27 protein-coding genes are annotated in these 24695 nt (G+C 38.1%); 9 read left to right on the top strand and 18 right to left on the bottom strand.

Annotated elements, in window-relative coordinates; all coding sequences use genetic code 11:
- Window positions 1-2 precede the first annotated feature (2 nt).
- The 3 genes from DEU42_RS00290 to DEU42_RS00280 form a co-directional block, all read right to left on the bottom strand.
- On the bottom strand, window positions 3-1352 hold the full coding sequence (locus tag DEU42_RS00290) for a TolC family protein (RefSeq protein WP_114756283.1): 1350 nt from the start codon (window positions 1350-1352) through the stop codon (window positions 3-5).
- A gap of 183 nt (window positions 1353-1535) precedes the next feature.
- Window positions 1536-1904, bottom strand: a complete 369-nt coding sequence (locus DEU42_RS00285) for an RNA recognition motif domain-containing protein (protein ID WP_114756282.1) — start codon at window positions 1902-1904, stop codon at window positions 1536-1538.
- Window positions 1905-2068: 164 nt separating this feature from the next.
- Window positions 2069-2560, bottom strand: coding sequence for a DUF6252 family protein (locus DEU42_RS00280; RefSeq protein ID WP_114756281.1), 492 nt, complete (start codon window positions 2558-2560; stop codon window positions 2069-2071).
- 231 nt (window positions 2561-2791) lie between these two features.
- Here DEU42_RS00280 and DEU42_RS00275 point away from each other — a divergent pair, with 231 nt between their 5' ends.
- The 3 genes from DEU42_RS00275 to DEU42_RS00265 all read left to right on the top strand — a co-directional run bounded on the left by DEU42_RS00275 (window position 2792) and on the right by DEU42_RS00265 (window position 4711).
- Window positions 2792-3352 (top strand): 30S ribosomal protein S16, encoded by a 561-nt coding sequence (locus DEU42_RS00275; RefSeq protein WP_114756280.1) that lies wholly within the window; start codon window positions 2792-2794, stop codon window positions 3350-3352.
- A 17-nt stretch (window positions 3353-3369) separates the two neighbouring features.
- Complete coding sequence (gene rimM, locus DEU42_RS00270) at window positions 3370-3900, top strand: ribosome maturation factor RimM (RefSeq protein WP_114756279.1); 531 nt, start codon at window positions 3370-3372, stop codon at window positions 3898-3900.
- A 106-nt stretch (window positions 3901-4006) separates the two neighbouring features.
- Window positions 4007-4711 (top strand): tRNA1(Val) (adenine(37)-N6)-methyltransferase, encoded by a 705-nt coding sequence (locus DEU42_RS00265; protein WP_114756278.1) that lies wholly within the window; start codon window positions 4007-4009, stop codon window positions 4709-4711.
- Here DEU42_RS00265 and DEU42_RS00260 read toward each other — a convergent pair whose 3' ends face one another.
- Complete coding sequence (locus DEU42_RS00260) at window positions 4712-5452, bottom strand: hypothetical protein (RefSeq protein ID WP_114756277.1); 741 nt, start codon at window positions 5450-5452, stop codon at window positions 4712-4714.
- Window positions 5453-5622: 170 nt separating this feature from the next.
- Between DEU42_RS00260 and DEU42_RS00255 the strand changes: the two genes are divergently transcribed.
- The 6 genes from DEU42_RS00255 (at window position 5623) to DEU42_RS00230 (ending at window position 13570) form a co-directional block, all read left to right on the top strand.
- Entirely contained in the window at window positions 5623-6801 is a 1179-nt protein-coding gene (locus DEU42_RS00255; RefSeq protein ID WP_114756276.1) for an acyl-CoA dehydrogenase family protein, read from the top strand.
- A gap of 262 nt (window positions 6802-7063) precedes the next feature.
- Entirely contained in the window at window positions 7064-7849 is a 786-nt protein-coding gene (locus tag DEU42_RS00250; RefSeq protein ID WP_114756275.1) for a DUF3050 domain-containing protein, read from the top strand.
- A 235-nt stretch (window positions 7850-8084) separates the two neighbouring features.
- A complete protein-coding gene (locus DEU42_RS00245) occupies window positions 8085-10133 on the top strand; it encodes a M43 family zinc metalloprotease (protein ID WP_114756274.1) in 2049 nt (682 codons plus the stop codon).
- A gap of 586 nt (window positions 10134-10719) precedes the next feature.
- A complete protein-coding gene (locus DEU42_RS17385; RefSeq protein WP_233506590.1) occupies window positions 10720-11319 on the top strand; it encodes a sensor histidine kinase in 600 nt (199 codons plus the stop codon).
- Window positions 11316-11996, top strand: coding sequence for a LytR/AlgR family response regulator transcription factor (locus tag DEU42_RS00235; protein WP_114756272.1), 681 nt, complete (start codon window positions 11316-11318; stop codon window positions 11994-11996). The genes DEU42_RS17385 and DEU42_RS00235 overlap by 4 nt, the downstream gene beginning before the upstream one ends.
- A 206-nt stretch (window positions 11997-12202) precedes the next feature.
- A complete protein-coding gene (locus tag DEU42_RS00230; RefSeq protein ID WP_158537834.1) occupies window positions 12203-13570 on the top strand; it encodes a M43 family zinc metalloprotease in 1368 nt (455 codons plus the stop codon).
- Between the two features lie 37 nt (window positions 13571-13607).
- Here DEU42_RS00230 and DEU42_RS00225 read toward each other — a convergent pair whose 3' ends face one another.
- The 14 genes from DEU42_RS00225 to trmB form a co-directional block, all read right to left on the bottom strand.
- The gene (locus tag DEU42_RS00225) at window positions 13608-14636 is read right to left on the bottom strand and encodes a hypothetical protein (protein WP_114756270.1); all 1029 of its coding nucleotides are present in this window, start codon (window positions 14634-14636) and stop codon (window positions 13608-13610) included.
- Complete coding sequence (locus DEU42_RS00220; protein ID WP_114756269.1) at window positions 14614-16236, bottom strand: NAD(P)/FAD-dependent oxidoreductase; 1623 nt, start codon at window positions 16234-16236, stop codon at window positions 14614-14616. Before DEU42_RS00220 ends, DEU42_RS00225 begins: the two co-directional genes overlap by 23 nt.
- Entirely contained in the window at window positions 16214-17731 is a 1518-nt protein-coding gene (locus tag DEU42_RS00215) for a polyamine aminopropyltransferase (RefSeq protein ID WP_114756268.1), read from the bottom strand. Before DEU42_RS00215 ends, DEU42_RS00220 begins: the two co-directional genes overlap by 23 nt.
- Window positions 17724-17936: a DUF350 domain-containing protein gene (locus DEU42_RS00210; RefSeq protein WP_114756267.1), complete on the bottom strand. Its 213-nt coding sequence runs from the start codon at window positions 17934-17936 to the stop codon at window positions 17724-17726. The genes DEU42_RS00215 and DEU42_RS00210 overlap by 8 nt, the downstream gene beginning before the upstream one ends.
- A gap of 13 nt (window positions 17937-17949) precedes the next feature.
- Window positions 17950-18144: a hypothetical protein gene (locus tag DEU42_RS00205; RefSeq protein WP_114756266.1), complete on the bottom strand. Its 195-nt coding sequence runs from the start codon at window positions 18142-18144 to the stop codon at window positions 17950-17952.
- A gap of 5 nt (window positions 18145-18149) precedes the next feature.
- Complete coding sequence (locus DEU42_RS00200) at window positions 18150-19382, bottom strand: DUF4178 domain-containing protein (RefSeq protein ID WP_114756265.1); 1233 nt, start codon at window positions 19380-19382, stop codon at window positions 18150-18152.
- A 1-nt stretch (window position 19383) separates the two neighbouring features.
- Complete coding sequence (locus tag DEU42_RS00195; RefSeq protein ID WP_114756596.1) at window positions 19384-19743, bottom strand: S-adenosylmethionine decarboxylase family protein; 360 nt, start codon at window positions 19741-19743, stop codon at window positions 19384-19386.
- A 98-nt stretch (window positions 19744-19841) separates the two neighbouring features.
- Window positions 19842-20165: a 2Fe-2S iron-sulfur cluster-binding protein gene (locus tag DEU42_RS00190; RefSeq protein WP_114756264.1), complete on the bottom strand. Its 324-nt coding sequence runs from the start codon at window positions 20163-20165 to the stop codon at window positions 19842-19844.
- 84 nt (window positions 20166-20249) lie between these two features.
- Window positions 20250-21302, bottom strand: a complete 1053-nt coding sequence (locus tag DEU42_RS00185) for an NAD(P)/FAD-dependent oxidoreductase (RefSeq protein ID WP_114756263.1) — start codon at window positions 21300-21302, stop codon at window positions 20250-20252.
- 104 nt (window positions 21303-21406) lie between these two features.
- Entirely contained in the window at window positions 21407-21646 is a 240-nt protein-coding gene (locus tag DEU42_RS00180) for a NifU family protein (protein WP_114756262.1), read from the bottom strand.
- A 2-nt stretch (window positions 21647-21648) separates the two neighbouring features.
- Complete coding sequence (locus DEU42_RS00175) at window positions 21649-22779, bottom strand: Mrp/NBP35 family ATP-binding protein (protein ID WP_199509026.1); 1131 nt, start codon at window positions 22777-22779, stop codon at window positions 21649-21651.
- A 238-nt stretch (window positions 22780-23017) separates the two neighbouring features.
- Complete coding sequence (locus DEU42_RS00170; protein ID WP_114756260.1) at window positions 23018-23353, bottom strand: MGMT family protein; 336 nt, start codon at window positions 23351-23353, stop codon at window positions 23018-23020.
- A gap of 11 nt (window positions 23354-23364) precedes the next feature.
- Window positions 23365-24006 (bottom strand): LysE family transporter, encoded by a 642-nt coding sequence (locus tag DEU42_RS00165; protein WP_114756259.1) that lies wholly within the window; start codon window positions 24004-24006, stop codon window positions 23365-23367.
- A 3-nt stretch (window positions 24007-24009) separates the two neighbouring features.
- Window positions 24010-24681, bottom strand: coding sequence for a tRNA (guanosine(46)-N7)-methyltransferase TrmB (trmB, locus tag DEU42_RS00160; protein WP_114756258.1), 672 nt, complete (start codon window positions 24679-24681; stop codon window positions 24010-24012).
- Window positions 24682-24695 lie beyond the last annotated feature (14 nt).

Genomic DNA, 24695 nt, shown 5'->3' with positions numbered 1-24695 from the left:
TATTAATTGTTGTTATTAAGCGTTAAAGAAATTCCCGAAGCATGCAGCAACTCATAATATTTCATGGCAGCATCAATACGAAGCGCCACTTTATTATAGCGTGCTTCAAGCAGCGCATTATCAGCATCTATCATTTCGGTTACAAGGGAAAGTTGGTTCAGGTATTGCAACCTTACAAGCCTGTAATTTTCAGCAGCAAGTTCCTCGGCTTTATCTGCAACAGAAAACCTGTCAAGCAACTCATTGTACTGGGTATAATTGCGAAATACTTTTTCCTCTATTTCATTCTCTTTTACCTGAACTTCAGACCTCGCTGCCTCTTCTCTTTTTTTAGCAGTAGCAACTTTTGTCCTGTTCTTATAAAGTCCTGAAATACTAAACACAGCATCTATACCCACCTGACCAAAGGTGTAAGGATAAGGATCGGGTGGAAAAAACATATAGTTAGGATATTTATAGGCGTAACTACCAAATAATCTTATTTGCGGATAATATCCCGACCGGGCGACCCTTACATTAAGATGCTGCAGTTGTTCGCCCTGCCTTGAAAGCAGAAGCTCTTCATTACCTGTAGCAGCAATACCCTGATAATCTCTTTCTTTATACATCAGCCTGCTTAAAAGGCGGGTAGTATCTACTTCTACATGCACCTCTTCAGGAAGCTGAAGCATCAGCCTGATTTCGTGCAACATAATATCAGTTTCCTTTTTATTAGCAAGTAAAGCCTGTTCGCGCTCGGCAATCTGAAGTTCTGCCCTTAGTATTTCATTTTTAGTGACAACACCGTTTCTGTATAGTGACTGAACTTCTTTAACCCTCTTTTTTTCCTCTTCAATATTTTCAGCGATAAGCTTTTTGGTCTCCATCAGCTTATATACTCCAAGATATAACGAGGCAACTTCAAGATGAACATCCTTAATAGTCTTTTGATAATTAAGCTGTGTCATTTTGTTTTCAATTTCAGATTTACGCACAGCAGCATTAATAGCCCCTCCTTTATACAAAGGAACACTACCGGTTAGGCCACTGCCATACATCTGAGGAATAATAGGGGTAATTTTACTGTTTCCAAAATTACCGCGGGTAAATTCGGTTATATTGCTAACTCTGGCATAAGAGGAGTTAAAATCGATTTCAGGTAATCGCTGCTCTTTGGTTTCTTTTACCATCTCCTCACCGATTTCACTCTCGATTCCGGACCTGATAATTTTTGCATTATTCTTTTCAGCAAGGCGAAGCGCATCATCAAGATTCAGCAAATAAACAGGATGTTCCTGAGCAACAGCACTTACAGACACCACCATCATAGCACCGGTAAACCTACCAAGGTTTAGCAATTTATGCAGACACATAAAATCATATATTAAATATGATGCAAATTTCAGGCAATTCTTAGTTAGTCTGCAAACAACAAAAAGACAACTTTTTATTAAAAAAAGACATAATATAAACTATACCGTTTGAGCAAAAAAAATCCCGGCTCGTGAGCCGGGATAAAATATATACTGTACTTAAAACTGTAAATATCTCTTTTCTTAGTAACGACCTCCGCGGTTGTAATCACCACCGCCACGGTTGTTGTCTCTGTTAAAGCCTCCACCACGGTTGTTGTCTCTGTTGAAACCACCACGGTTGTTGTTAAAGCTTTTTCTCTCGCCTTCCGGTCTTGGTTCAGACTTGTTTACAACAATAGTTCTGCCTGACACAGTAGCACCATTAAGCTCATCGATCGCTTTTTGAGCCTCATCATCGTTTGACATCTCAACGAAGCCAAAACCTTTACTTCTGCCTGTAAATTTATCTGTAATAATCTTTACTGACTCTACAGCGCCATAAGCCTCAAAAGACTCTCTTAAATCTGCCTCCTCTAAACTAAATGGAAGGCTACCTACGAATATGTTCATAAAAAAAAATTTGTTCGGTGTTTATACTCCTTACAAATGTAAACTTATTTACTTATAAAACAACTTATTATTTTTTTTTAATAAAACTTTAAGAAAGACTTTACTTTTAAGGAACATAAAAAAACCGCCCTAAGGCGGTTCAAATATTTTTAATCTTATCTTTATTATGGCTCAACAGTAAGCGGTACTCTGTAGAATACTCCCTGCTGAAAGTTTACAACATTAGATTCGTCTGAAGTGTAAGCATTAAAATAAAAACTACCCGATATAAATCCTTTTCCTCCTGTTCCGTTGATGTTATTATCATCTTCACCCATAATAGTAACACGACCATTCCCTACTCCTGCACCCGTAGTAAAGGTCTCAGAAATACCATCTATATTATAGCTGTAACCGGCAGTATTAAGATTATCTAACCCTAAATTATGTACTGAACCAGGAGCAGCTGCAGTAAGCGTCAACGTCAAAGTTTCAAAATCACCTCCTCTATGAGCATTTATAATAATAGTATTACCTGTTTTTTTAGCATCATAGGTTGTTGCTTTCCAAAGCTCATTATCTTTCACACCCTGTACTGCAGGATTGTTGAATTTGATATCTTCTTCACACGACACCAGGGCAGTCACTAATACTAAAAGTGATAAAAATTTTTTCATTATTCGATAGTTAGAAAGGAGTAGTTCAAATTTTACAAGGACAAAAATAGTTTTTTATGGAATATATCCTAATCAAAATGAAATAAATCACAATAAAAATATAAAATTTCAATTAACAGCAGGATAATAAATCATAAAATATACGTTTTAAGCCATTGGTATAGTAAAGTTTTTATATATTTGCACCCTAATTTTAACGAGGTCGGGTACCTCACTTTAATCAAATAGATTATGCCTGTAAAAATCAGATTACAAAGACACGGTAAAAAAGGAAAACCTTTTTACTGGGTAGTAGCAGCGGATAGCCGCTCAAAAAGAGATGGTAAATTCCTTGAGAAAATAGGAACTTACAATCCAAACACTAACCCTGCAACTATCGACATCAACCTTGATAGCGCTGTACAGTGGTTACATAATGGTGCTCAGCCAACTGACACTGCAAGAGCAATCCTTTCTTACAAAGGTGCTTTACTTAAACACCACCTAGACGGAGGTGTACGTAAAGGTGCGCTTACACAAGAGCAGGCTGACGCTAAACTAGCTAAATGGTTAGAAGAAAAAGCAGGGAAAGTTGATGCTAAGAAAGCTGGTCTTTCTACAGCTAAAGAAGACGCGAAAGCTGCTGCACTTGCTGCTGAGAAAAAAGTTAACGAAGATCGTATCGCTGCTGCTAAGCAAGCTGAGGCTGATGCCGCTGCTGCTGCATCTGCAGAAGAAGCTACTGCTGAAGGTAACGAAGAAGTTGCTGACGTTGAAGCTACAGAAGAAAACAACGAAGAAACTCAAGCTTAATTATTCCTTAGCGATACATGCGTAAAGAAGATTGTTTCTACTTAGGTAAAATCGCTAAAAAATTTAGCTACAAAGGTGAAGTCCTTATCTGGTTAGATACTGACGAGCCTGAGTTGTATGAAAACATGGAATCAGTGTTTGTTGAAATAAACAAACACCTGGTTCCATTTTTTATTGTCACCTCTTCCCTACACAAAGGCGATTTCCTAAGAACACGTTTTGAAGACATCGACAACGAAGACGATGCCGACGGCATTATGGGAAAAGCTGTTTATCTTCCACTTTCTGCCCTTCCAAAACTGGATGGCAACCGTTTTTATTTCCATGAAATCATAGGCTTTCAGGCCGAAGACGAGCGTCTTGGCAATATCGGAGAAATTGTTGGCGTAAACGACAATTCAGCACAGGCCCTTTTTGAGATCAAAAAGGGAGAAATAGAGATACTTGTCCCTATGATTGATGATTTTATCGTGAAAATAGACCGCGAAAACAAAAAAGTAATCCTGAACACTCCTGAAGGATTGGTTGACCTTTACCTTAACAGTTAGTTTTAGTTGTTGGTTGACGGTTGTCAGTTGCTGGCTGTCCTCTCATGTATTTTTTTATCTTTTTCCGTTCTCTATTATCTCAAATCTAACATCTCAATACTAAGAAATGTTCAAATTCAAGCAATTTACAGTTCAGCAGGATAAATGCGCTATGAAAGTAGGTACGGATGGCGTATTGCTTGGCGCATGGACACCTGTAGACCACAACCCTTTTAGCATACTGGATATTGGAGCCGGTACAGGTCTTATTGCCCTGATGCTGGCACAACGTTGCCATGCCGAACAGATTGACGGACTTGAAATTGACGCGGATGCGCACGAGCAGGCAGTAGACAATTTTGAGAATTCTCCATGGGGCGACAGATTGTTTTGCTACCACGCCAGCCTTGATGAATTTATGGAAGAGCCGGAAGATGAATATGACCTCATTGTTTCCAATCCTCCTTTTTATACCGATGGGTATTTTTCAGGCGATGAACAACGCGATATGGCACGCCATAACAATTCACTTCCCTTTGAAGATCTCATTCAGGCCTCTGAAATACTATTGTCAGAAATTGGCGTACTGGCTGTGGTTATTCCTTTTAAAGAAGAAGAGAAATTCATAGCACTGGCAAAGGAAGAACAACTTTATCCCTTTAAAATTACAAGAGTAAAAGGAACACCTGAAACCGAGATAAAAAGAAGCCTGATTGCTCTAAGCAGAACAGAAAAAAAAATAACCACTGACGAGCTTATTATAGAAACAGCCCGTCATAAATATACCGATGAGTATATTTCGCTTACCAAAGATTTTTACCTGAAGATGTAATTATTTGACTCCTATTTTCAATCCGAAATTAGGTGCAACCAGCATTTTTTGAGGAACTTCTTTTTTGAAAGAATGTTTAAAATCAGTCTTTAAGCTTTTGTTATTGTTTATCCAAAACTCAGTATCCGTACCATATATACCTGCTCTTCCACAATAATTATCAGTAGTCGAGGGATGAAAACCAATCGTAGTTAATTCATTTGTTTTAAACTTCGGTCGTAATATTTCAACACCATTTTCATCAAGATAATTTACCAATTCAAGGCTCACAAAAACCCCTTCCACAGGTATCGCAACATCATACTGAAGCAAATCAACTTCCACCAGTCCGTTCTGACCAGGATCAACATAAACTATAATATCCCGGGTCTTGATTTCATCGCCCGGAACATATGAAGGATATGAAACAGTACCTTCATCAGTATAAACCTCCTGAACAAAATCTTTCTTTTTATATAAATGAACCTGTAGTTTTGTCCTGTATTTTGCATGGTCTACTTTAAAGAGAAACGATTCTAAAAGGAAGCCTTTTCCCTGAGTAACATTTTCAAAATAGTAAGCATCTTTTCCAACAGGCCTGTTCTTTTTTGACTTAACATCCAGCTCGCCTAAAAGAAAACCATCATTTTTAGCCACCAAAACTTCATTTACAAGATTATCCGCACTTACGACCAGATTATCCTGCGAATAAGTTATTAACCCAGTAAGCAGTAATGCCAAAGTTAAAAGTAATTTTTTCATAAGTAGCTGGATGGTTTTGTATTAAACAGTGACAATTTACTAAAAAAAAGCTTTTGCAAGACTTCTTTTTTTAATTTACCCGAAAACGATTTAGCTTAAAAAATTACAACATTTTATTGCGGTATTGTTATAATACTTCTTTACATTTGCTGCTGTAAAAACTAAAGCAAATGAAACCGGATTTATTTCAGGCTCCTGATTACTACCTTTTAGACGAACTTTTGTCTGACGAGCATAAAATGGTACGTGACGCTGCCCGCGAGTGGGTTAAGCGCGAGGTATCCCCTATTATTGAAGACTATGCCCAAAAAGCTGAATTCCCTAACCAGATCATTAACGGACTTGCGGAAATTGGTGCTTTTGGCCCTTATATCCCGGAAGAATATGGAGGCGCTGGCCTTGACCAGATTTCTTACGGACTTATCATGCAGGAAATAGAGCGCGGCGACAGCGGTGTTCGTTCTACCGCATCAGTACAATCGTCTCTTGTTATGTATCCTATATGGAAATATGGTAATGAAGAGCAACGCATGAAATACCTTCCGAAACTTGCTTCGGGTGAGTTTATGGGCTGTTTCGGACTTACAGAGCCGGATTTTGGTTCTAACCCGGGCGGTATGATTACCAACTTTAAAGATATGGGTGACCATTATCTTTTAAATGGTGCCAAAATGTGGATCTCTAACGCTCCGTTTGCAGACATCGCCGTTGTATGGGCTAAAGACGAAACAGGCCGTATTCACGGACTTATCGTAGAGCGCGGCATGGAAGGTTTCACAACACCTGAAACACACAATAAATGGTCATTAAGAGCTTCGGCTACAGGCGAGCTTATATTTGACAACGTAAAAGTTCCTAAAGAGAACCTGCTACCTAACAAATCTGGATTAGGCGCACCACTTGGCTGTCTTGATTCTGCACGTTATGGTATTGCATGGGGAGCTATTGGCGCTGCTATGGACTGTTACGACACTGCGCTTCGTTATGCTAAAGAGCGCGTACAGTTTGACAAACCTATTGCTGCTACCCAGCTTCAGCAAAAGAAACTTGCCGAAATGATCACTGAGATTACCAAAGCGCAATTGCTTACATGGAGGCTTGGTGTACTTAGAAATGAAGGCAAAGCAACATCAGCACAAATATCTATGGCGAAGCGTAACAACGTAGACATGGCCATAAACATAGCACGTGAGGCTCGTCAGATTCTTGGAGGTATGGGTATTACAGGAGAATACTCTATCATGCGCCACATGATGAACTTAGAGAGCGTTATCACTTACGAAGGTACACACGATATTCACCTGCTTATCACAGGTATGGATATTACAGGCCACGCTGCTTTTAAATAAGACAAGACCTTACCACTCAATATAATGCTACCCGGACTGTAATTACAGCCCGGGTTCTTTTTGAAAAAAGTTTTCAACAGAAAACCTTTTCGCCCGCAAAATCGTAAGTTAGTTCAAACACCAAACTCAATAATTTACAGATATTTGGCGTTATAAGAAAAAGCATGCTTGCATAATAAGGCATTATTTTTGTATTGATAAAATTGATACAAAAAGAATATGCTTCTCCCAAAGCTTTTATAATTTTGTAAAAAACAATGCTATGAACACCGCTACTATTAACAGTATCATCCAACCCCAAAAGGAAAAACTGTTGCAACACTCGCTGTATGGAAAAGTAAAAACCATTGAAGATCTTAGACATTTTCTTGAAGGCCATGTATATGCCGTTTGGGATTTTATGTCGCTACTAAAAGCATTGCAGGCTAAACTAACGTGTACCACTACACCGTGGCTGCCGGTAGGTAATCCTGAAATACGTTACCTTATAAACGAAATAGTTCTTGCCGAAGAGACCGATCTGACCATAGACGGTAAAAGACAAAGCCACTATGAAATGTATATTGACGCCATGAATGCATGTGGCGCCGATACACTTACAATAGCAGCTTTCCTTGAAAACGTTGAGAGCACACAAAATATATTTGTTTCTATAAAGCAAAGCACCCTTCACGATAACATCAAGTCGTTTATTGATTTTACATTCAGGGTAATTGAGCAGGGTAAACCTCATGAAATTGCTGCTGCATTTACTTTTGGCCGTGAAGATCTTATTCCGGCAATGTTTACGGAGATCCTGAAAAATTTCCAGCAGAATTTCCCGGAAACTAACCTGGATAAGCTTATTTATTATTTCGAAAGACACATAGAACTTGATGCCGATGAGCATGGCCCGATGGCAATGCAGATGATTACCGAGCTATGTGGAACAGATTCCCAAAAATGGAAAGAAGTAGAAGAAGTATCAGTACTTGCTCTTGAAAAAAGGATAGGCCTTTGGGATGCGCTTGAAGAAAACATCATGCAGCACGACATGGCTTCGATATAACACTATATTTCAATAAAAATCACCGAATCCCGGCTTAGCCGGGATTTTTTTATTTATGTCCCAATTTTACAATTCAGGATTATTTCTTTTATTAAAATTTGCAATATCATCTAAAAGAGTTAAGCTTATGCTTTTTTAACAGTCTGCAACTTTATAATTTAACTATTTTTAACTTGTTTTGTAACAAAATCAGAACTTGATCGTTCTAAAATCACAACTATTTTAAAAAAAGCAAATGAAAAAAATTACCTTTAAAGCTTCAATGCTTATCATTGCAGGTATGTTTGCCTTAACAGCAAACGCTCAGCAAAAGCATAAAGAAGCAAAAAAATTTGGTCTCCCTGCAATTGAAACACAACCTTGTGGAACAGTGCAATATGAAAATCTTTTGCACAAAAAGAATCCGAATCTTGACAGCAAAGATGAATTTGAGCAATGGATAGCTCCTAAGGCAGCCGAAATAAAAAGAAAAAGAATTCAAAAAAGCGGAAACACTTCAAATGAGGTGGTAACTATTCCGGTTGTATTTCATGTCATCCATAACGGAAGTCCGGTAGGTGTTGATGAAAATATTGCTGACGGACAGATAATTTCTCAGATCGATGTTCTTAATGAGGACTTCAGAAGAATGGAAGACTCTAACGGATACAACACCAACCTTGTTGGAGCCGACATGGAAATCAACTTCTGCCTTGCAAAACAAGATCCTGACGGGATATTATCTACAGGTATAGTTCGTTATAACCTTGGGGATGGTAATGGCTGGACAATGGAACAAGCAGAGGTAATTAAAGCACAAACGCAATGGGACCCTAACAAATACCTTAACATTTGGGTATTTGATGAACTATTCGGTTTGGCAGGATATGCGCAGTTCCCTACTAATTCAGGCCTTGAAGGCATAGACTTTGATGGACTTCCTTCGGCTGCAAATACTGATGGTGTTGCTTTAGGCCACCTTTATGTAGGTTCTGAAGAAAAATTCCCTGCCGGACAATACAGTGAAAACAGAAATCTTGGAAGAAGTGCAACACATGAAATAGGCCACTTCTTTGGACTACGTCACATCTGGGGAGACAGTGACAGCTGTGAAACCGCAACAGATTACTGTGACGACACCCCTACAGCTCTTCAAGCCAACTATGGTTGCCAGATAGGTCTTGACTCTTGCCCTGACAACCCTGGTAACGATATGATTGAAAACTATATGGATTATAGTGATGATGCGTGTGTTAATGTATTTACACAAGATCAAAAAGACAGAATGCAGGCAGTACTGCTTAATTCTCCAAGAAGACACTCACTTATAACATCTACGGGATGTGTACCGGGTATCGTACTTGAAAATGACGGATCGCTTGAAATTCAAAACGGTTCTGACAGCGAGTGTGGTAGCAGCACATTTGCACCGGAACTGGTATTAACAAATACCGGATCGGCTACTCTTACTTCTGCCGTAATAGTATACAGCGTAGACAACCAAAACCCTACTACATACAACTGGGAAGGAAATCTTGCCGCTAATGCGTCAGTCACCATTTCAATTCCTGAAGCTACATTACCTGTAGGCGGGCATACTTTCAACGCTGATATCACAACTGTTAATGGCGTAACTGATACAGCAACATCAAATGACAATAAGTCGATTGATTTTACAATATCAGGATCACATACAACTACAAGTATTAAAATTACAATAGTAACTGATGGTTTTGGAGATGAGACACTATGGGCTCTTGTAAGAGAAGGAGCTCAGGATGACATCATTGCAGGAAACATCAACCCTAACAATCTTGGTCAAAGTAACTGGTATGGTGATAATGAAACCCATATAACAAATGTACCTATCACAGTTGAAGATTGTTATGCATTTGTTATTATAGACTTTGGCGGAGACGGCATGTGTTGTGAATTTGGAGAAGGCTCTTATAAAATTGAGACTCTTGAAGGAGAAATAATTGCTCAGGGCGGAAGCTTTGCTGATCAGGATCAGAAAACTTTTAAACTTAAAACTCCTACAGCCGGACTTGAGGATGTAATTGCTTCAAATGGTATTAAGCTGTATCCTAACCCTACCAACAACACATTAAACATTGCTGTTGCTGATGAGGCAGGAACTCCTGACAACTATATAATATACAACACTCTTGGACAGGTTATGGACAGTGGAAACATTACATCTACAGTTCATTCACTGGATGTTACTAAATATGCTAATGGAGTATACTTTGTAAAACTGGCTAAAGGACAGGATTCAACTACGCTTCAGTTCATTAAAAAATAAGTCATTGCTTTAAATGAAACAAGGCCTCATTCTTTATTGATTGAGGCCTTATTTTTTACAGAGATTTACCGCTGAAAAAAACGCGTTTACCGCATAATTTAGATTAGACGTTAACTTATTTCTACATTTGAAGCTTATGCGAACCACAGATAAAAAGCTTCAAAACTACTTACTATACATATTAGGAAGCGTCCTTTTTATTAGTATTCCGGTATTTTCGTCTCCCGACTTTAATACTCCTGTACATCTTTATAATATTGCCCCTTTTCAGCGAAATTTTATTAGCCATCTTTTATTGCTTGGCTTTTTTTATGCCAACTATCTTTATTTTTTACCAAAGTTTTACTTTACAAAAAAACAACCACTATATTGTGTAATATTGATAGTTTGCTTCCTGATTATTAATTTCCTGCCACAACTTATTATTGAGTCAGAACATTTAAAATTTGCTTCAGGCTCAATACCTCCACCCCCATCACATGGACATCCTATGATGCCGGACATAATGCCTATGTTACCGAGTGGGCCTTTGTTCAACTTTTTGATAATATTCTCGCTAAGTTTTCTTTTAAGGGTCAATCAACGTATGACATCGATGCAAAACGAGAACCTTAAAACCGAAATCTCATATCTTAAAGCACAAATAAATCCCCATTTTCTATTCAATACACTTAATAGCGTATATGCACTTGCACTGGAAAAATCCGATTCGGCTCCCGAAGCTATTCTTAAGCTATCATCCATGATGCGTTATGTGGTAACTGAAAGCAGCAGAGAAACCGTTTCGCTTGAAAAGGAAATGGATTATATAAAAAATTACATCAATCTTCAGCAATTACGAATGGATGGTGAAAATTCATTCTCATTCATAGTAACAGGCAACCCAATAGGAAAAAGTATATCTCCCCTTATACTCATACCATTTATTGAAAATGCATTCAAATATGGCTTAAACCCCGAAAGAGAGTCCTATATAGCCATAAATATAGACATAACTGCACATGAGTTAACACTTATGGTTAAGAACGATAAAGTTAATTTACAGCTGTCATCAGAAGAAAAAAGCGAACAAGGGTTAGAAAATACCGTCAAACGACTGGACTACCTGTATCCTGATAAACATAAATTGCTTATCTTTGATGAAGAGCACACCTTTACCGTTAACTTATCCCTAACTCTGCTATGATAAAGGCTATAGCTATTGATGACGAGCCACTTGCGCTTAAGATTATAGAGCACTTTTGCAAACAAACAGACTTCATTGAACTAGACAAAACCTTCACCAAAACGGATGAAGCGGTAAAACATATAAAAAAGTTTCCGGTAGACCTCCTATTTCTTGACATACAGATGCCTGGGAAAAACGGGATAGATTTTTACAGACAACTCGATACTGATGTTATGGTAATCTTTACCACAGCTTTTAGTGAATATGCTGTAGAAGGCTTTAATATAAATGCTTTAGACTATCTTTTAAAACCTTTTTCCTACGAACGCTTCATACAGGCTGTAGAAAAAGCAAAAAAAGAAATGCTGAGCAAAAAAAACACTTTAGACCATACACACCTTCTTATTCGTGCCGATTATAAACTAAATCGTATCGAATTTGACGACATCATGCTAATCGAAGGATTAGATGACTACATCCGCATACATCTAAAAAACAAAACAACTATTACTGCCAGGCTTTCAATGAAGAATATTCTTGAAAAACTTCCGGCCGCCTTATTTATAAGAGTCCACCGATCGTATATAGTTCCTGTAAAAAAAGTAAAATCTTTTTACAATAAAACTATTCAGATTGAAGACTTCGTTATACCTATAGGAGACACTTATAAAGAAGAAGTCAACAAATATTTTTAATTTTCTTTACCGGTTCACCGACGTTTTTTGACGGTTTACCTCAATTTATACATTTTTTTAGTTTATTCTTTTGCTTTTACGCAACCTTTGAAAAGTTTTGACATCTATTCTTAACAGAATATTAATATTTAACTATTAAAATTTTTCAATACCACTGAATTTGAATATCTTGCGGCGCTAAAAAAATGAATACCTCTATTAACTACATGAAAAAAAATTTAACATTTAAAAATGTAACATTGGCTTTATGCTTTTCATTACCAATGTTCATAAATGCTCAAAATGCTCCCAAAACATTTGGCAAAAGCATAACTGAGAATGCAAATCCTGAAAACGGAATTATACGTTGTATTTCTACCGAGTATGAAAAATTCCTTCAGGAAAACAATCCAAACAGAGCAAAAGATTCCCAGTTTGAATCTTGGATTAACAACAAAATCACTGAAAGGAAATTAAACGCATCAGGTCAAAAATCTTCAAATGCAGTAGTAACAATTCCTGTTGTAGTTCACATCATTCATAACGGCGATGCTATTGGATCTGGCGAAAACATCACAGATGCGCAAATACTTTCTCAAATCAGAGTTCTAAATGAAGATTACAGAAGAGCATTTAACACTCCGGGATATAATGAAGATCTTGTAGGTGCCGATACTCAAATCGAATTCTGTCTTGCTCAGATAAACGAAACTGGTCAGCCGACAACGGGTATTACCAGAACAAATTTAGGAGTTTCAAGTTGGGAAAGAGCTCAGGTTGAATCTAACCTAAAACCCCAAACACAATGGGATCCTGAAAAATACCTTAACATTTGGGTTTGTCGTTTTGGTGGTGATCTTAGTGATGTTTTAGGATATGCACAGTTCCCTCAGGGATCAGGACTACCTGGTTTAGACCAGTCTGGCTTTGCATTCACTGACGGCGTTATTATAAGCTATCAATGTTTCGGATCTTCAACCTACTATCCACAAGGAAGCTATAATTCATCATATAATCAGGGTAGAACTACTACACACGAAGTTGGCCACTATTTAGGACTAAGACACATATGGGGTGATGGTAGTAACTGTATCAATAATACTGACTATTGTAATGACACTCCATTTTCGGCACAGGCAAACTATGGATGCCAGTTTGGTATTGACTCTTGTCCAAATCAAGACGGACTTGATATGATTAACAACTATATGGATTATTCAAACGATATCTGTATGAACATCTTCACCAATGATCAGAAGACAAGAATGCGTACCGTTCTTGAAAGTGCTGACAGAAGAGCTTCGTTACTTACATCAGGAGTTTGCGGTCTTCTTACAACTGCTGACTTTGATGCACTGCGCGAAACAACAGTATATCCTAATCCTGCACAAAATGAGTTAAACATTTCTGTCGCTAACGGAGAATTTCCTGATAGCTATGTTATCTATAACACTTTAGGTCAAACTGTAGCTAACGTAAAAGTAAGCAACGAGTCTAACCTTACTGTAAACACATCTGGTTACGCTAATGGTATTTATATCATCAAAATATTCAAAGGAAGTGAGTCGAAAACTATCAAGTTCATTAAGAACTAATTATAAAACTTCTTAAATATACAAAGGCATTCTGTTTTCAGGGTGCCTTTTTTGTTTTCCATATAAAACCATCCAGAAGATAATGTGTAAACTGAGGCACTACTAGAAAAGGAACCAGTAAAAAATGCCAGTTTTCAAAACCTGCTGAATCAGCCAACGTAAACTGCTCATTCCAAACCATTACTTCCCAAAGGTATTCTTCCGAAAAAGCTAATGCTATCAATATTCCGGTATACATAAAAACACCTTTATAAGTATTCAGATAATGAATAACCCCTCTAGTTTCTGATTTACCCTGTTTTATTTCTTTAAGATAAATAAGCGCCATATAAGGGATACCATGCGAAACTATATTGAGCATGGTAAAAACAAGATCATTATTAAAATATACAATACCAAAATACCATGATAGTACTGTCCCTGTTATAATTAAATTCTTAGGAATGTTAAACTGCATGGTTTTAAAATACATCCATCCTAATCTTAAAACATGTATTCCAAGGATAATGAAATAAAGATATCCGGCAACATCAAGTAACTCATCATTTTTATAGGTAAAGAATTCATCTTTCATAAACCATGTAAAATTGCGCTGAGGACTCATAAACCAGTATAGCATAGGATAACCGGTAGCTGTATAAATAGTAAGATTATCCAGAAAAGCACCAAGTCTTGTTTTAGTTTCAAATCGTGAATAAAGCCTCATAAAGCCGTATTGCTGGCGTATGAAGTGAAATACTGCAACATAAGCAAGCGTTACCCAAAATACTTTACTACCAAGCATAAATAATATCATACCTATAAAAAAACAGATTACCGGAAGCGTAAGTAGCAGTTTTTTTCGTTCCTGAAAAGCTTTAGGCACAAGGTAGGTCTTAAAAAGTGTAGCATACACATGGGCCACATCTATAAATACCACGAAGAAAAGCCAGCTATAAAAAGAATAATGCGCTTCAAGAGTATGTAACCATCCCTGACAAAAGAATACTATTGCCAATATTACAAAAGGAGGCGACAATATAAACAGACTGTCGGTTTTAGCTTTATCTATCCAGGGTTGTTTCATTCAGCATTTTGTTTACAGCATTTATACCCTGATGAAAGGCCTCTTCAAATATAGAAATCCCCGACAGGTCACTATGAGCAAAGTAAATAGTGTTATCAATACTTTTTGCAGACAAAGCCTTAGCTTCCCCAAAAATAAACTCAGGTACAGGACTCATCATTCCGTGTCCTACTATATGAATATCAATTTGCTCAATAAAAGCCTCAATACCCGGATGGGCAGTCTTTAAATCAGAAATTACAAAATCTTTCCAATACTCTTTTGAGTTCTTATAAACCGATTTTCTGGTCTTTTTGGTATCTGCAGAAGAAAAACTGTGATAGTAGGTAATCACCACCCTGTCCTGCAACTGTTTTACAGACTGGTGCTGATCGTAAATATAACCGAGTCCCTTTCCTTTGAAGATAACATTATCCCAGCTTAATGGCTGGCTAAAATCATCCGGCAGTTCTGTTAATGTCAGCGTTGCCAACAGCCACGGTGCATAAGTGAACTTTTGAGAAAGTTTTTTTCTCTCCGGCAACAAATAAGCATTTACAAACTGCGGCGTTGCCATAATTACTTTTCCTGCTCTTATAGTTATCGACTCATTCTTTGAGGCATCAAAAACTGTCACCAGTGCTTTCCCTTCCGCTAAAGCAACATCATAAACAATATGATTTACCAGTGTTTTGCCTTTGGAATATTTTTTAAGATGTGTCGCCAGCCTTGCATTTCCTTCCGGCCATGTTAGCACATTGTCTTTATACTTATCACCTGCATTGTGCTTTCGGGCAGCAAAGTAATGAATACCGGCCCAAGCCGAAACATAATCTATCCCTAATCCAAAATCGTCACGGCAACAATAATCTACATATTCAAACAATTCTGAAGTTGTAAAATTTGCCTGCATCAACCATTCTTTCATTGTCATTAGATCAAGCAGCATAAGCTTAGGATCGTTAGTAGTATTTGATATAGGAATATCAAAACTATATTTCCCATCGACACCTTTAGCCTGTCTGTAATCCTCCATCATTACAAAAAAGCTCCAGAATTCCTTATTGGCAACAGAGCCTAATCCATACTTAGGAACCAGACCTTCCTGCCATGAGTTTTTATAAAACAGACGTTCCTGAGGAGTAAACGTAAGCTGTTCCTCATCAAATTCAGGAAAACCATTACTATCATATCCGGTAATAATGTTTTCCTCGTTTAAAAAAACCAAAAGTTCCTTATCATGAAAGTTCGGAAGCGGTAGATAGTGCGCTCCCAGAGGATATTTTGAATACTTATTTTCTCCGGATGAAGAATTGCCCCCGGTATGATTTTCAAGTTCTAAAAGCAAAAAATCATCTATTCCTTTGCGGGTGAGCTGACGGGCAGCACTTAATCCCGAAATACCTCCACCAACAATCAGATAAGGTATTTCTATTTCTTTAATCGATTTAGGAAAATCTTTAGCCCAAAGTCTGTGACCCAAAATATGAGCGGTTCCGGTAAGCTTTACAATGAGCGATATAGCCTTTTTCCGGCAAGCCTGAACTGCCGGCACCAAAAGCAATGCTCCTGCAATACTTTTTAAGAAGTTACGCCTATTATAATTTGCCCCATTCTTCATCAAAATAGCGCACTAGTATTTGGTTATCAAGCCTGTTAATTTCTATATCATCAGCAACCATATCTTTAGAAAAGACATTCAGTTTACTATAGTCATAATTATAAAACCTAAGTCCTTCTACCTTTCGTCTTACATTATTAAAACCAGCCGACGGATTGTTAGAAGCAATTGTATAACCCCATTCACCAAACGAAGGCACATAAACATGATAAGCATCTGTTTTTGGCAATATTTGGGCGACAGTCTTATTGATACACCAAAACGATTTAGGTGCAAAATAAGGCGAGGTAGTCTGTATTGTTACTATAGCATCAGGTGTTAATATATGCTGTAGTGTCCTGTAAAAGTTAAGTGAATATAATTTCCCAAGGCTATAATTGGAAGGGTCGGGAAAATCAATAATGGCGACGTCAAACTGTTTTTTACAAGTTTTAGCCCATATATAGGCATCGCTGTTTATTACTGTTACTTTTGGGTTTGTTAACGAGTTACCATTAAAATCTGTCAGTATCTTATTGGTTTCAAACAATTTTGTCATTCCCTCATCAAGATCCACCAGCGTAATGCTTTTTACGTCTTTATACTTCAGGATTTCGCGAACCGCCAGGCCATCGCCTCCACCCATAACCAAAACATTGTCTACCTTTTTTGCCACTGACATTGCCGGATGAACCAATGCCTCATGATAACGGTATTCGTCTTTTGAGCTAAACTGCAGGTTATTGTTCAGATAAAGCCTGTAATCACTTTTGTTATGTGTAAGCACAATCCGCTGGTATGGCGTTGCGTGCGTATAAACAATATTTTCACCATACAACTTAGATTCTGAATATGACAAAATCTGCTCCGAAAAAATAAACACCACCACCAGTATTATAAACGAAAGTATTGCCTTAGCCTGTAATAATCCCTGTTTTTTCAGTTCTTTTTTCAGCACCACGCAAAGCACTATAGCGATACTTATGTTTATCATCCCAAAGAACAGTGATGTTCTCATAATTCCCAATTGTGGTACAAGAACCAAAGGAAATAATATTGATGCCAGTAATGCCCCGATATAATCGAACGTAAATACATTCGATACAAGATCGCGGAATTTAACCCTGTCTTTAAGGATGTTCATTAACAACGGGATTTCAAGCCCGACAAGGCAGCCAGTTATGAATACCAAAAAGTATAATATGAACTGAAAATAATAGACACTCTCAAACAGCACAAACAGGAGTACAGAACTTAGCCCGCCAATAAACCCGACAAGTATCTCAATCTCAACAAATGTATTGAGAAGATTTTTTCTGATGAATTTTGAAAAATAAGAGCCTATCCCCATTGAGAACAGATAAACCCCAATAATAAATGAGAACTGCTTTACTGAATCCCCGAGGAGATAACTCGCTAATGTACCCGCCACCAGCTCATAAACGAGGCCGCAGGTGGCAATGGTAAAAACGGCAAGCAAAAGCAATACCTCAAACTTAAGTAACTTTTTAACCATGTATTGCTCCGCTGATAATAATCGCGATTCCTATTATAAATGCACCAAAAACAATAGCCAAGGCTACATTTTTGTTCTCAACAATTTCTTTCCAGGTGTTTTCAGGCGTTAGCTTTTCCACAATATAATAGGCTATCAGAAGTACTGCAAGTCCTAAAAACGAAAAAAGTACCGAACCTGTAATTTGCCATAGTAAATGTTCCATAATATATTTTTTATTATTTATGATAAAATCTGTTAACCCCCACACGTCCTCCTGAGCCCGAAGCCGGCTTATATTTCTCTGTCGATTCGCAATCACAAATCCTGTTACCTGCAAAAGTAAACTGCAGGTATACCAGATAGAAAAAAATGCCAATTGCCAATGCTATATAATTCTGCTTTAAAAAAGCGATTATCTTTTCTTTATCCATAATTATTAAGTTGATGAGTAAGGAGAATAACTACTGTCAGCCCATCTCCTTTGTTCAAAATAAACACCCAGATAATAACATCCAATTGTAATTGCCAGCATAACAATTATAGGTATAACCATATTCCAAACCGATGGTTTGTTCCACTCTGCCTGCACCGAAATATAATTATTATTCGAGTCTTCAGGGGCTTTTTGAGGTGTTATAACCAAATGATATGTTCCTGCTCTTACACCGCATATATTAAAATTCTCATTAGTATCACCTTCAGTCCAGTGTTCACCACCTTCATAGCCGTAGTAATACTCTATGTCCTTATTAGCATATTCTTCATCATTGGTCTTTTCATTAATCAATGCCACCTGAACCGATGCCCACGAGTTATTTACATCCGAATGTACCGATATGGTAAGCGGTGCAGATCCCCCCTCCAATGTAAAAGACTTAGTCACAAAATCTTTACCACCGGATTCACTAAAACTAAGCGCTTCTTTTACCACTGTTGTACTCTGTCTGCCGGAATAAATAATTAAGTGGCTCACAAGAATAAGTATAGCAACACAACAAAAGGTAATTGCCATTTTCCTTATATTGATCAAATAAGGCTGCACAATCCCAACACCTGCTTTATAAGGCATGGACTTTACATTAAAAGCCTTTTTCACATCACCTTTAGAAATATGTTCTCCAAAAAAAGAAGCTTCATTTCTGTCTATTTCTATAGAGAATATATAAGGCGGATTGATGTATTCAATCATTTTTACCCTTCCGTTAGGCAGCTCATAGCTAAAAAATCCCTGCGCACTTATAATCCTCGTGTTCGAATGATCATAAATATTCATGTGTATATCATCATACACCAGCGTTTGAGGGTAATCTTCTACATCATAGCGGTCTTCAACTTCATGAAGCAGTATCCAGTGCCCTTCGGTTTCTGACAGATAAAGCCATTCATTATCCGCAGAAGTGAGTATATATTCTGTCCAGAAGTAAATAGGATCTACTTTTTTGACAATAATTGCGGTAACGGTATACTCCTTACCTTTAAGCATACCCTTTTGCCCCACAGACAATGCAGGAGCAGGCCGGTTATTACTAAGATCGTCTACAATAGCACCTTCCGGCACCTTTTCATAGGAAGTAACTTTTTTGCAATTGGGGCAACCAAAGTTTACAACTTTAAAATCTACTCCTGCTGCTTCGGTTACAGTGCCGCATTTAATACACTTTATCTGCATACTATCGGTTAATTTCAAAATCGTTCAACACTCCTGCTTCAAAATAGGCAATATAATCAGCTGCCAGCCGCTTTACCTTATGGCTATTATCCCTAAGGTAATTGCACAGGTAAATATCTATGGTGAGTTGTGAAAATTCAGGCCATGTGTGTATGCAAATATGCGACTCCTTTAAACAGACTGCGGCAGTAAAACTTCCATTATCAAAAACATGGGAAGAAAACCCAACCTTTTCAAGGTCATATTTATCAATAATAGTAGTGGTAACGGATTCAAAGCCCTGCAAAGAAGTAAGTTTCGCGCTGTTTTCTACGCGAAGTGTAAGCAGTTTATGAAGTCCCGGCGAGTAATTTATATCCATCGGCATTTATCATCATTATATCTCCAAAGATATTTTTATTTCCGAAAAATGCAAAAGTTTTCCTAAAAAAATAGCGCCCCTAAAAGGAGCGCTGTATATTATTCAGGAGCAAGCTCCAGCTCGAGCCCTTCCAGTTCGGGTGTTAAGTTTATCTGACAACCAAGGCGGCTGTTGGGCTTAACATTAAAGGCTTCGCTAAGCATAGCATCCTCGTCGGCACTCATTTCGGGCAAAGCCACATCATTTAAAATGTAGCATTGGCAGGAAGCGCACATTGCCATACCTCCGCAAATACCTACAGTACCTTCAGGAGCCAACTCATACGATCTTACCAGCTCCATTATATTCATAGACATATCAGTAGGCGCCTGCACTTCGTGGACAACCCCATCCCTGTCTGTAATTTTTATTGTAATATCCATTTTTTAGTTCTTAACGTTGTAATGTTGAAAGTTATAAAGTTCCTGTAAAAACTTTTAAACATTCAACATTCAAACCTTCAACTATTACTCTATCGCTTTTACCACCTGTTTTTCGGCTTCTTTGCGTGTACCGTCAAAACCATCTACACCGCTTACGGTTGTATATTTAAGCACATACTTTTTACCCGGATTCAGCTTATTATAAACGCTCTGACACATTAATGTCGCCTCGTGAAAACCACAAAGGATAAGTTTTAGTTTACCCGGATACGTATTAATGTCACCAATCGCATAAATGCCTTCTACATTGGTTTGATAATCCAGGGCATTATTAACTTTTATAGCATTCTTTTCTATTTCGAGTCCCCAATTGGCTATTGCACCCAGTTTTGGTGTAAGACCAAAAAGCGGAATGAAGTAATCCGTTTCTATACGTTGGTGTGCACCATCAATTTCTACATCAAGGGCTTCTACTTTTTCTGCCCCGTGAATACCTGTAACCTCTGCAGGAGTGATCAGTTGTATCTTACCCGCTTTTTTAAGTTCCTGTACTTTCTCAACAGAATCAAGCGCTCCCCTAAACTCATTCCTTCTGTGGATAAGTGTAACGTGAGAAGCAACATCGGCAAGAAAAATACTCCAGTCAAGTGCTGAGTCTCCACCTCCTGCAATTACGATCTTCTTGTCACGGAAAAGTTCAGGATCTTTCACGAAATACTCAACACCTTTGTCTTCGTAAAATTCGATATCTTCGATTAATGGCTTACGAGGCTCAAAACTGCCAAGACCACCTGCAATAGCTATCGCTTTAGCATGGTGTTCAGTCCCTTTATTAGTAGTCACTATAAAAGTTCCATCTTCCAGTTTCTTGATGGTTTCTGCCTTTTCATTAAGTGTAAAACCAGGCTGAAACTGCTTAATTTGTTCCATCAGGTTATCTACAAGGTCACCGGCAAGTACCGACGGATAACCAGGGATATCAAAAATAGGTTTTTTAGGATACAGCTCGGTTAGCTGACCTCCCGGCTGCGGAAGCCCGTCTATAATGTGACATTTTAATTTAAGAAGTCCGGCTTCAAATACGGCAAAAAGACCTGTGGGCCCTGCGCCTATAATAAGTATATCGGTTGTAATCATTTTGAGTTAATAAGATAAACAGTTTTAAAGCACAAATCTCTTTAAAACTGTTTGTTTTATTTATGATAAATATCAGCTTATGCTAAGCTGCTGCACACTATAGATTAGGCAACGTTAACCACGGTTTCTATCTGCGGTACATATTTTTTAATTGTAGTTTCCACACCGGCCTTAAGTGTCATCTGGTTTACACTGCAGCCTACACAGGCACCTTCAAGGCGCACTTTAACATGCTTATCGTCCTCTATGCCTATTAGTGTAATATTACCTCCGTCTGACTCAAGGAACGGACGGATCTCATCCAGTGCCTTTTCCACATTAAGTGTAATTTCTTCTGTCGTCATTGTTATTTCTTTTTAACAGCCGAACAGCCGGCCATAGTCGTTATTTTTATTGCCTCTGTAGGCGGAAGGTTGTCATTTCTGTTTACCGTTTCCTGTACCACATTACGCGCAAGCTCTTCAAACGCTGCTTCAATCGGAGTAGCTGTTTGTAGTGCCGCCGGACGTCCATAGTCACCAGCCTCACGAATGCTTTGTACAATAGGAATTTCTCCTAAGAATGGTACATCAAGGTCTTCGGCAAGGTTTTTAGCCCCTTCTTTACCAAAGATGTAATATTTATTATCCGGAAGCTCATCCGGTGTAAAGTAAGCCATATTCTCAATGATTCCCAACACAGGAACATTAATACTCTCCTGCTGGAACATTGCCACACCTTTTTTAGCATCTGCCAAAGCTACTGCCTGCGGCGTACTAACCACAACAGCTCCTGTAATAGGAAGCGACTGCATGATAGAAAGATGTATATCTCCTGTTCCCGGAGGAAGGTCAAGTAACATAAAGTCAAGCTCACCCCAATCAGCATCAAAAATCATCTGGTTTAATGCTTTTGAAGCCATTGGGCCTCTCCAGATTACTGCCTGTTCAGGACTTGTAAAGAAACCAATCGAAAGTATCTCTACACCATAACTGGTAATAGGTTTCATTTTAGATTTTCCGTCAACTTCTACAGATATTGGGCGCTCACGCTCAACATCAAACATTATAGGCATTGAAGGACCATAGATATCGGCATCAAGAACACCTACCTTAAAGCCCATTTTAGAAAGGGTAACAGCAAGATTTGCCGTTACTGTAGATTTTCCAACACCACCTTTACCCGATGACACAGCAATAATATTGCTGATTCCCGGTATAGCTTTACCTTTAATTTCAGGTTTTTCAGGTGCTTCAACTTTTACGTTTACTTTCACCTTAGCATCGGCATGTATTTTTTCCTGTATAGTTTTTATGATATCGGCCTCAGCCCTTTTACGAATATGCATTGCAGGAGTTGTCATTACAAGCTCCACCACAACTTCATCTCCAAACGTAAGTACGTTTCTAACAGCACCACTTTCTACCATGTTCTGGCCTTCTCCGGCAAGTGTAATGGTTTCAAGAGCGCTTAGTATCTCTTTTCTGTCTAACTTCATGATTTATATTATGCTAACAGTCTCTTATTAAGACTGATTTCAAATTGCAAAGATAGTATGAAAAGTTTATATGGTAAAGTTTTATGGGGTAATCCTTTTGAGGATTTAACGATTTAACCGTTAGTTTTTTGTCATTTCGCCGAAAGGAGAAATCTTTTAGATTTTTCAACTGCGCTACGCTACGCTCAAAACAACAAAGCAACCATCGAAATATCCAACAGTCTAACAATCCAACAATCTAAAATTCTAGTTCTTTTGCCGGATCCCAGAAGTATTTATCAAAATTCACAATTTTGTTGTCTTTTACCTTTATACCTTCGCTTTCTAAAAGTTGTTGCATAAGGTTAGTACCTTCAAAATGGTGTTTCCCCGAAAGTAGCCCTACACGGTTTACGACCCTGTGTGCAGGAACATCTTCACGCCCATGACAGGCATTCATTGCCCACCCTACCATTCGTGCCGACCGTGCTGCACCAAGAAATTTTGCAATAGCACCATAGCTGGTTACTCTACCATAAGGAATCTGGCGGGCAACATCATATACTCTTTCGAAAAAATTTTCATCTTTCGCCATACTATACCGCTTTAGTTGCGAAACATCTTGATAAGCGTTACTATGGCAATAAGCCCTGTAATGGTACCGATAAGATAGTTTACATTGCGCATTAAGAAATCGGTTTTATGTTCAAACCTCTTAAAAAAGGCAATGTAAATATAGAATACTGTATAAGCACCCAATGAGGCACCAAGCACAAATAAGAAGATAGGCAGATTGGTAAACTCAAATGTTTTAGATGCCGAAAACGACACCCCTAAAAAAACATAATAAGGAATGGCAAAAAAGTTAAGTGCAGAAATAAGAGCCCCAAGGAAAAAATTACCTGTTTTACTTCTTCTTTTTGATAAGCGTTCTAACTCATCATCATCTTGCTTCTTTTTTGTTTTGGCAAAAAAGAGAAAATAAACAGTCAGTATCCCAAAAATACAAACCCCGGCTTCCTGAATATTTAAAAGAATATCCGGACTACGGTTAATCAGTTTGGCAAATGTAACCGCTATATAAGCCTGTACAAATAAAATTAATGCTGCTCCAAAGCTAAAAAACCTTGCATTGGCACGACCTTCGCGCAGGCTGATTTTTGCAGCAGTCATGTTTAACAGTCCCGGCAACAGAGTAGCAACAAACGATACTAAAAAGCCCAATCCTACCGGTACTATTAATTTCATCCTTTATTTTATTTTAAACTTAATGTAGGTTATAGGCTTATTTTGCTCAAGATATTGTTGTTCGTAAAACGTTTGTATCGCCGTAACCACTTTAGGAGCACCTTCGTTGCGGTAAACGTTGTGGTTCGCATAAATAACTTCATGTCCTTCGCCGTGCAGCAACCCAAGCGTATAACCATGCATGAATTCGCTATCGGTCTTAAGGTTCATGAAACCGTCTTTTTTAAGTATCTTTTTATAACGCTGAAGAAACTCCGAGTTGGTAAGCCTGTGTTTGGTACGTTTGTATTTAATCTGAGGATCAGGGAAGGTAATCCATATCTCGGTTACTTCGCCTTCGGCAAAAAAGTGCTCGATAAGCTCAATCTGCGTACGAAGGAAAGCCACATTATGCAAACCATTCTCTACAGCAGTCTTGGCACCTCTCCAAAAACGGGCCCCCTTAATATCGATACCAATAAAGTTAGTATCAGGATAGCGCTCTGCCAGTCCTACCGAATATTCTCCTTTACCACAGCCAAGCTCCAGCACAATAGGATTATCGTTCTTAAAAAATTCATTCCATTTGCCTTTCAACGCAAAATCACCTGCTACCGCCTCTTCTCTTGAAGGCTGCATTACGTTGCCAAATGTTTCGTTTTCCCTAAACCTTTTGAGTTTGTTCTTGCTTCCCACGTCTTAATTTAAAT

Source organism: Flavobacterium sp. AG291, assembly GCF_003350375.1.
Lineage (GTDB): Bacteria > Bacteroidota > Bacteroidia > Flavobacteriales > Flavobacteriaceae > Flavobacterium > Flavobacterium suzhouense.
Note: the sequence above shows the minus strand (reverse complement) of the source record. Positions and strands in the feature narration are given on the sequence as shown.